The 7,909-nt window shown below is 39.4% G+C and carries 6 protein-coding genes and 2 pseudogenes; all 8 read left to right on the top strand.

Annotated features, from left to right (window positions below; all coding sequences use genetic code 11):
- Nucleotides 1–331, top strand: a pseudogene (locus tag ACFIM8_RS08680) (DUF3792 domain-containing protein); the annotation flags it as partial.
- A 964-nt stretch (nucleotides 332–1,295) separates the two neighbouring features.
- Nucleotides 1,296–2,096 (top strand): hypothetical protein, encoded by an 801-nt coding sequence (locus tag ACFIM8_RS08675; RefSeq protein ID WP_375614793.1) that lies wholly within the window; start codon nucleotides 1,296–1,298, stop codon nucleotides 2,094–2,096.
- Nucleotides 2,097–2,184: 88 nt separating this feature from the next.
- The gene (locus tag ACFIM8_RS08670; RefSeq protein WP_375608799.1) at nucleotides 2,185–3,378 is read left to right on the top strand and encodes an MFS transporter; all 1,194 of its coding nucleotides are present in this window, start codon (nucleotides 2,185–2,187) and stop codon (nucleotides 3,376–3,378) included.
- A gap of 209 nt (nucleotides 3,379–3,587) precedes the next feature.
- Nucleotides 3,588–4,262, top strand: coding sequence for a hypothetical protein (locus ACFIM8_RS08665; RefSeq protein ID WP_375614792.1), 675 nt, complete (start codon nucleotides 3,588–3,590; stop codon nucleotides 4,260–4,262).
- Between the two features lie 10 nt (nucleotides 4,263–4,272).
- On the top strand, nucleotides 4,273–5,511 hold the full coding sequence (locus ACFIM8_RS08660; protein ID WP_375614791.1) for a DUF2087 domain-containing protein: 1,239 nt from the start codon (nucleotides 4,273–4,275) through the stop codon (nucleotides 5,509–5,511).
- A 324-nt stretch (nucleotides 5,512–5,835) separates the two neighbouring features.
- On the top strand, nucleotides 5,836–6,036 hold the full coding sequence (locus tag ACFIM8_RS08655) for a hypothetical protein (RefSeq protein WP_375614198.1): 201 nt from the start codon (nucleotides 5,836–5,838) through the stop codon (nucleotides 6,034–6,036).
- Nucleotides 6,023–7,249 (top strand): MFS transporter, encoded by a 1,227-nt coding sequence (locus tag ACFIM8_RS08650; protein ID WP_375614790.1) that lies wholly within the window; start codon nucleotides 6,023–6,025, stop codon nucleotides 7,247–7,249. Before ACFIM8_RS08655 ends, ACFIM8_RS08650 begins: the two co-directional genes overlap by 14 nt.
- A gap of 217 nt (nucleotides 7,250–7,466) precedes the next feature.
- Nucleotides 7,467–7,909, top strand: a pseudogene (locus ACFIM8_RS08645) (hypothetical protein); the annotation flags it as partial.

Here is a 7,909-nt window from a genome sequence, read left to right as displayed (position 1 = left end):
ATTTAATCGAAGCGATATCATCAATGCGCTTATGAAGGATGGCATGACCCGTGCGGAGGCACAAACAGCAGCCAACCATGCCGTTCAACTCTATCAAAGCGCAGAGGGAAAAACCGAAAAAGCCATCAAAGCCCTTGAAGAACAGGCTGAAAAACTCTCAGACAATCTTGAGGATACGATCAAGGGAGCAAAAAACACTGCAACTAAAGCCACAAAAACAGCCTCCAATATGGGATGGTGGGGCTTTTTAGGAAGCCTCATAGGTGCCGTAATTTCCAGCGTTTTTGGCTATTATGGGTACAGAAGTCGCAGAGACTTTTTCACGCTTTAAATACTTATGGCTCAGAAGGTATAAAACCAATAAAAAGCTGTACAATCTGTACAGCTTTTTTGGCACCTGCTTGAAAAGCTTTTTGCGTAAATGGCAACTTATACACGACCTTACAACATAAAAAAACAAAGTCTTTCGAAGTTCAAACTTGAAAGCAGAATACACAAATGATGAGAGAATATTGTACTCATTGCCCTTAAAAAATCAAAAATCCTCAAAGAGAACAATCTATCTTTTTAAGAAAACATAGAGAGCTCTTCATTATATGCAGTGTATCCCTTCAAAGAAAAGAGCAAAAAAATCACGCATCTCTTTGTTGTTAAAAAAAAAAGCGAATACCCTCTTCAATGATATTGCTAAAAAACGCCTGACAAAAAATTTATGCAAGATGCGCGAATGTGATCATTTTTTATATGAATTATTATGTGTTTTTATCAATTAAGGAGGGAATATATGAATATTTTACTTAAATTAAAGTAAAAGAGGTTATTGAATTGGTTGCTAAAGAGATGAAATCAAGGGGAAGTATTAAATATACCAAGCACAGTGATATTCAAATTGATCAAAATAAGCTTGTCATGAATGGTTCGCTGGAAGTTTAATGATGTATTGTTGATATAGATCTGCTTATCCATCCAACTTTAAAAATTAAGCTTATTTAAGTGCATGTTTCAGTTATTTTCAGAGGGCTTTTCTCAAAAAAAATTGGGCTAAGCAAGCAGTTGAATTGTCAATTTCGTACATCCCTTTCAATGAAAGGGATGTTTTGGATGCTTTAAGACAATACGCTCTACGTCCTCATAAACTCTTAGCACTTAATCCTAAATCCGAAGTAGTAACAGTGGTTAATGGCGTGTGAGCTCCACACCCTCCTTCAAACTTTCTTGTTTTAGATACGGAAAGGACTATAGAAGAATATACTGCCCGCGTTGATCAATATGCTAAAGGGCAAGAATGGTCGGTCATGTATTATGGGTTATACGCTGCAACTCCTATACTATGGGACGCGGCAAAACAATTTGCAGATCAATTAGCACATTCTTTAGGTTTTAGACCTGGTGGACGTGTAGATATTGACTGCTTCATTGGCCGGTATTCTTCTACCCATGTTGGGATCCATGTAGATCACGCTCATAATTTTGGTTTTACTCTACAGGATGGCAAAACAATGTTTGCATGGCCCAACACACGAGAAGACCTCCAAGGGTTAAAATATCCTGAATATGAAGCGCATAAATCAACAGCAATTGCGCTGCAAAACCGTACAGACCGTGTTGCCTACTTTCCCCATGATGCTTTCCACGTTGCTGAAACTGGAAAAAATATCGCGGCAAATATCAATATTGCCTTTTGGGAAACAGCACACGATGCACAACATCATAAAAATTATGTCACACATTTACTCCATCTTGATGATCGAACGCGACATGATATCCGCGCATCAGGAAGAGCAAATTTAAACCCTGATAATGCTTTTCAACACTCTGCACTAAACTCCGCCATCGCAAATGGTACCTTAAAACGCCATATGCTGGTTTCTCAATTAATTTGTGATACAAGTTCACGTTTATGCATCGATCGCCCTCTTGTTGACGTCTCTGAGATTGAAAATGAAATCACTCTTCGCCCACTCACAACCCTCCAATGGGTGCCCTTACTGGAAACAAAAGAACTCCTTATCGCTGCAAATGGGCATTGCGCCAATTTTGAGTATAGATCTCATCTAGAGAGCTTCCTTTCCCAACTTTTATCAGGAAAAAATTAGATCTAGCAAAATTAAATGATACCCCATATAAATATGCACAGCAGGAAATTTTGAAAGCTGTAAAAGCTTTGGCATCTTGGGGAGCATTGTGACAAAGAAGAAATCCATGATTTTCGCCCAAATAGGGCTTTTTATTATTTTGGCTCTTAGCAGCTTTGCCGATGAAACAGCGCAGGTCACATTTGCTTTACACTTAGCAGAAAGTACAGCCTCGATTTCAATGCTGCTTTTTGCAGGGCTTATAGGAGCAATTTGTGCAGGACCCATTGCGCCGCGCCTCTTACATCGCTTCCAACCAACGCGAACAGTCCCCATTGTTTTATTGTTTGAAGCACTTTTCATAGCCGCAGCCGCAGCCGCTAACCAATTTTGGCTTTATATTGCCCTTTCTTTTGCACTAGGGTGTGCTGGTTCACTCTTTTGGTCTGCTATCCTTGTTGCTGTACCTGACTTCGCAAAAAATGATCGGCAATTAGACCGTAACAACCGCATTATCCAAACAGTCCGTAATCTCGGCTACATTGCAGGACCACTGTTAGGAGGTGTACTATATGGTCTTTCAAACGGGCAAAAAGGGCTCTTTGCACTATCCATCATGGTTCTCTGTGCAACCTTTATCACTCTCTTCTGTTTTAAAAGTTTAAAAATGCATACGCCAACAACAAACGCAGTACAACAAGCCAAAAAGGGACTAGACTTAAGAGGGCTCTTGCGTAAAAAAAATGTTGTCTATGCTCTTTCCCCCCTCATCATTACCATCACCCTCACCTCGGCTCTTAATGTCCTATCAATTGTCCGCATCCGCACCGAACTGTATTTAAGCGCTGAAACCTACGGGATAATTGCAAGTATGATAAGTCTAGGGCTCGTCGTTGGACCGCTCTGCTTTTCCAGCCTTTTCCACCGCTTTGGCAATGCTGCTGGAGCATCACTGGCTGCGACAATAATTGGATTTGCAATTTTCTGCTTTTCTCTCACACACATTGTATGGTTGATGATGCTGTCATTTTTCATCCTTGGGGGTGCCAACGGTGTGCAAAATGCACTAATGGCAAGTTTTATGATGAAAGCCATCCAAAAAGAACAACGAAACAGTCAAATGCCCGCCTATATCTTTATCATACAAACAGCCGTGTGCATTGGTTTTATCAGTGCAGGTTTTGTAAAAGTGCATCACACCCAATACACACTCCTTATCATCGGCATTGCCACCATGATCACAGGCATATTAGGCTTTACATTAAACCGCGCTCTGCAAAAAAAGGAATGGGATAATGCCTAGCAAACTTTACCATCTTTTCTCTCGAAAAAAAACATGCCCAAAAATGGCATAAAAATCACCACTTGATCAAATTATTGTATCTCCCATGCAACCCTATACCAAGCAATGTGATTTTGATAAACCATTCTCGTGTGGAGGAGCAAACAACCCAAGCAAATAACCCTTGCCAAAACTTGATATTTTAAAGCAGAAGAAAACAGTTTAACATCATGCAACAAGACCCTATAGGCTTAAACTTTTACAATGGAACAGGTGGTTATATATGGCAACTGGCAGACTATATGCTACATGACTTGAATGAAAGCATCCACACCCTTGCCTTACAAAAAACCACACCGCCCACAGCCATCAATTCTTTTGACGTTTACCCACGTGAACTCAATCCTTTATCACGCGTTCAATGGGCAAAGGACGTACAGATAACGAGAAATAAACCAGCTTTAATTGGAAAACGGCAAATACAACCTGCAATCGTTATTTCTACAAAAGGAGCGGCATTTGGCGGATTCGACTTTCCCACATTTGAAGCACTTCGTGAAGGCTGCCTTGTCCAATCCTTAAAAGAAATCAAACTCAATGGTTGCTTTTTTGACGTGAATAGTCTTTTGATATCACTGCTACGACACGGTCTCATCGAAACAAATCAAAAAGCCTTTTCAAAAAATGATGCAACCGCTCTTTTACGAGAGCCAACATGTATTATCATAGATTCTTCTCTTGGGTTCCTTGCCATTAATCAACTTAATGGACGTACAATCCGGCTTCATGAAAAAACAAAACATCTCTTGAAGCAAGCCACCACACCAATGCATCTTCAACACCCGCTAGAGGATTCAATAAAGTTTCTTGTAAAAGCAGGAATGCTACGATTGATAAAATTATAAGGATAAAAAGATGCAGCTGATAAGACCTGGTATGGGAACAGAAAATAGTGCTCAACTGATCCATGCACTCATTCAAATGGCAAGACCGCGTACAGTCATTGAAATCGGTGCTGGTGATAGTACGCGCTTTATCGCAAGAGCACTCCAAAAAGCAAAACAAGCATGGCAACAGGATAAAAAGCTTCTAGAATCCGCCATTTGGGAAGAGCGTACAGCTTTGCTTGACCCTTCAGGAATTCCTGAAAATTACGAACCTCGGCTTATTACCATTGATGATTTTACAGTAGAAGGTCAATCAGCAGAAGAAGCATGGCAAAGACTTCTTAAAGATGGCATTGAAAAAGATACTGTAACATTTATCAATGAAAATTTTTTCTCTCTTGATGAAAGAACTCTCAAATCTTGGGTGCCAATAGATTTTGCTTGGATTGATGCTGGAACGCCAGCAGATGATGTACGATTTGTTATAACCCTTTGGGAACATATCACACCTGGTGGTTATCTTTGTCTGCATGAACCAACAATGACCACAACGATTGCTCTCAATGGCGAACAACGGATTCGACGTGTTAGAACTCCCATCTGGGAAGAAATTCTCTACCGGCTTGATGGCTCCTATGAAGCTTTAACACTCCCCGAAAACCACAAATATCGCCAGGGTGGTCTGGGAATTATTCGCAAAAGCACCCCAGCCGAACAGGCTACACGCGCACAATCGCTCCAAGCAGAACTCATAGAAATCAATGAACTGCCCATTCGCAATGATCTTTTGCCCATGGGAGCAGAAGCACTTCACAAACGCTACACACGCAATTCGCTCATTTCTGCCATGGCCTCTCCTACCCTGCGCGCTGTTTATGCCGCCATTATCCTTGGTGCAAAAAATCTTACTGATATCCTCCAACATATTGATTCAGATGCCAAAACAATTCACAAATCCATCAATCGCCTTTTGAACCTTGGACTTATTCACAACACAACAAAAGGATTTCAAGCCGAAGAGACAGTGTGGAAAATGCTAGAAAATAAACATGAACGAAATAGGGAAAATTTAAGCGACCGCCATTTAGAAACAGAAGAGATGCTATCAAAAATTGGTGAAGCCTTTCAAATGGGAAAAATCTATAGCGAAACGGAAGTTTCCAAGATATGCAACCTCTTTACGATAGACTTTGCCCGATTACGACGCACTCTTGTTGAGAGAGGTTTTTTACAACGCCATGGAGGAAAATATCAACGCATGCGCTAAAAGAGAATTGAAAAATGATTAGCGAACGCTATCGTTTTTCTTCTCTATTTCAAGAGAATGAATAACCTTCCACTAAAAAAATATAAATTCATTAAAAGGTTACAAAATCATTCATCCCATTCATATGTTAACAATCTATGGGGGGATAGTACATCCTCTTCATAAAGGTTAAAATGGAAAAGCAAGAATGCGGGATGTCAATTGGTTATCAAATAGGATTAGGAACAGTCAAAACCATCAGGAGAAGATATAGGATCAAGGTCTCAATGATCTTACGATTGTTGCGTAGACATCCGCGCACAGTGTTGTTGCTCAATCCAAATCATGCTCGATATTTCTAAAAACATCGTAGAAAAAACAAAAAACAATATTCTTGCAGTGGACTGGCTGGTGAATCAAGAAGGATACTATTTCAACGAAATGTGCACAGCAGAAACAGGGCTGACAAAACTTCCTCAAGAGATACAACAAAATGTATTTGATCATTTAACGACACTTCTATGGAAATTCCATGGGCAAAAATAAAATAACTTTTTTCATCTATAGCACAGTTTTTCTTTCTGAATTTTCCTTTTTCTTTGTACTCCCTTTGCTTGGAAACTCTTCTCTCATAACTGCTGCCAATGTCGCTTTTTATCTCGCTGGATCAGTAATCCTTGAAAGCATTCTCATGGTAACCACAACGAGTTTATTAGAAAGATTTTCGCGTAAACTCTTAATGGCTACCGCCTTTATTTTAAGGAGTAGCGCTTTTGTGTGCATTATCCTATCGCTCACACCTTCTGCATGGTTGATCTTTTTTACCTTAATGGCTTTTTCGAAAGCAATTTCAAAGCCATTTTTGAGAGAAATTTTATCAGAACATCTCAATGAAAATGCTCTTAAGCGCGCATTAACTCTCTATTCTTTTTTTCAAAATGCTGCTGTCGTTATCGCCCCTCTTGTTGCAACGAGTGCCATAAAATACAACGCATCAGTTTTTTTGATGGCTTTTTTTGCACTCATTGGTTTGTATCTTTGTGTTTTATCCATTCAAATTGTTTATCACTACCCCCATAAAAAATTATCTCTTGAAAAGAACAAAAAAATAAAGAATTCTTTTCTTTCTTCTTTAAAAACAATAATATATAATCGCTCTATTGCTTATTTGCTGGTCACGGCTTTGCTTTGTGCATTCCTCATGGGAATTTTCATCACCACCACAACACTTCTCAGCAAATTTGACAGCAATCTCGCCCCTTATAGTGGAATTTTCTTTTCAATTGTTGGCATCAGTATTTGTATCTGGCAAGGAATAATCAATAAACATCTCAGCCTTTCTGATAAATCAACTTTCTACCTATTATGGCTTATGGGAAGTTTCGCTGCATTTTTCCTTATGGGTGGCGTCTTTATCGCTGTGACTGCGTTAATTGCCTACAGTGTCTATGAATCTGTCATGATTCCAGAGGTATACTATCAAGCAAGGAAAACAACCTCATCCCTCTCTGCCAGTGTTCTTTTTAGTTATATTCTTGTTATTTCAAATATTGGCCAAGCTGCCGGCTCATGGACAAGTGGATGGATCATCAGCCATTTCAACAATCACATCGCTTTCACCTTTTGCATGATTGTTGGTATCTCCGCCTTTGCTTCTTGCCTTTGCCTTATGCAAACTAAAAAAATAAGGAACTTCAATGTCACATATAACTTTTGCTACTGGGGGCACAACAAGGGTGCCCAAAACACTTCGCCATAAATGGCTCAATTATGATTTTGTAACACACTCTGCGGCAAAAAAGCTCAAAATGGTCTTTAAAGATTGCTCTGTAAACGCCGCTGCAAATTGTCTCATAGCTTAAAGGATTATGGGATAGACAAGCGTAAGGTAGCTACATTCTGCACGAATAATATTCTATTGATATCCATGTGCAATACAGCCAAAACATTTTTCTTATAATTCGCTCATTTTTGCCATGACCTCACCGACACTACACGCTGTCTATACTGTTATTATACTTGGTGCTAAAATTCTTTCTGATATCCTCAAACTTGTCAATTCAGAAACTAAAAACATTCACAAATCTATTAATCGCCTTTTAAACCTTGGTCTTATTCAAAACACAACAGAGGGATTTCAAGCAATCGATAAATTATGGCAAGTGCTAAAAGATAAAAATGTACGAAATATGGAAAATTTCAGCGATCGTCATTTAGAAACAGGAGATATACTTACAAAAATTGCAGAAGCATTTCAAATAGGAAAAAACTATCGCGAAACGGAAACATCAAAAATATGTAGCCTTCCCCTTACCACTTGCCAGTTTCCGTTCAAACATCAGGACCAATGGCTGCAAAAGCAAAAAGCTGCCCCTTTTTTTCTCACGGCATACTTTCTCCCTCATTACGCTGGTTTCTA

Origin of the sequence: Bartonella sp. AC535YNZD, from assembly GCF_042196625.1 — a bacterium.
GTDB lineage: Bacteria > Pseudomonadota > Alphaproteobacteria > Rhizobiales > Rhizobiaceae > Bartonella.
The sequence above is the reverse complement of the archived record's forward strand: the minus strand, read 5'-3'. Positions and strand labels throughout refer to the sequence as shown.